Annotated in this window: 1 protein-coding gene; it reads right to left on the reverse strand. The window is 76.7% G+C overall.

What is annotated here, in order from left to right:
• Positions 1-55: 55 nt before the first annotated feature.
• Positions 56-1,405 (reverse strand): hypothetical protein, encoded by a 1,350-nt coding sequence (locus ACWF94_RS40110; RefSeq protein WP_453500174.1) that lies wholly within the window; start codon positions 1,403-1,405, stop codon positions 56-58.
• Between the last annotated feature and the right edge of the window lie 263 nt (positions 1,406-1,668).

Below are 1,668 nucleotides of genomic sequence, written 5' to 3' on the forward strand. Positions count from 1 at the left end.
GAATGCGGCCGGGTCGCCCGGCCTTCGGCAGGTCCGGGGCCCTGCGGAACGCGGATCACTCCACTGGGTCCCCGTGCCCCGGCGGCTCACCCGTGACAGCCGTACGCCAGTGCCGGGGCAGTTCCCGCAGCCCCGGCACCCGGACGTCATGGACGACGGTGCAGCGGACCGTGCCGGGCAGCCGGGTGAAGGACACATAGGCGAGCAGACCCGGCGGCGGGGCGAAGAACATCGAAGCCCCCGTCAGCGGCACGCCGAAGCACTCCGGAGCCGACGGCAGGGTGATGCTGCTGGCGTTGACAGGGACCGTACGGGGGGCGGCGACGAGCCGGGTGCTCCAGACGCCCGCCCGCGACGGACCGTACGCGAGGGCCGCGCGGGCGGCGTCCCGCCGGCGGTTGTCGCGGGCCGCGCGGGTCTGGCGGTGCACCCTCAGGGCCGCCGTCCCCAGATCGTCCGTGCCGCAGGGGAGCAGCACCCGGTGGGAGACCAGCCGATTGCCCGGGGCGTCGCGCTCATGGTCCTGGCGGGTGGACATCGGTACCAGTGCGGGCAGCGCGTGCCCGGGCGCCGCCCCGTCCCGCTCCGCCCGCCAGGACCGGAAGGCCAGGGCGAGCGCGGCGAGCGCGATGTCGTTGACGCTGGTGCCCCAGCGGTCGGCCGAGCCGCGCAGCGACTCGTCCGGCACCTCGGTGTGGGAGAGCACCGGCTCCGGTACGGCCGAGGGGCCGGCGGCCGGCTCGTACCAGCCACGGGCGGTACGCAGCGAGCGCGCCAGATCGCGGCCGAGATGCGCCAGTCCCGCGGCCGTGGGACGCAGCGCCCGCCAGGGCCGGGGCCCGGCGCACCCGGTGTCGGCGAGCAGCCCCAGCGCGCTGTGGGCCGCGCCGACCCCGTCCTGCTGGGCATGGTGGACGCGGTAGGCGATACGGAATCGTCCCGGGGCGGTGAGCAGCCATACGTCCCAAGGGGGCGCCCCGGCCCCCGGCAGCGGGTGCCGGAGCAGCGCGTCGGTCAGCCGCCCGAGGCCGCCGGGGTCGGCGGGGTCGCCGAGGCCGCCGGGGTCGGTGGGGCTGCTGGGGTTGGTGGGGCTGCTGGGGTCGCCAGGGGCAGCGGGGTCAGCGGGGCTGCTGGGGACGGCGAGTTCCGTACGGTTCCGGATGTGCGCGCCCGCCTCCAGTTCACCGGCGGGCCGCCGCCACCGGCTCCCTCCCGGCTCCGGCAGCAGCAGATTGAGCGCCGGGAACCCCGCCGCCCGCCCGAGAATCCGCGCCGTCAGCTCACCGGGGTCCGGGGGAGCGCCCTCGAAGTCGAGAAAGAAGCCGGTGAGCGGCGGACGGGCGCCCACGCGCCGGTGGAACGCGCGGTCCACCGGGCCGAGTCGGGGCGGGGCTGCTGAGGTCACGTACCACTCCGATCGCGTACGCGGCGGGGGAGGCCGGCGCGGTCCGTCGCCGTACGCATGCGTATGAATACCCTATGCGTTCGGCCGCGGTGGTGGTGCCCTGCCCGGCGGTGGTGCCGGCCCCTGGGGCGGAGCCCCGGGAGGGCCCGCGTCGGCGCGTTGGCTGTCGCGCACCCCTGCGGGGTGTCCTCAATCGCCGGACGGGCTGATTTCCGCACCCGGGTGGGCAAGGTCTGGCCTCGCCGGGAATGTGCGCACCCGGG

It is taken from the genome of Streptomyces sp. NPDC055078 (assembly GCF_053607985.1).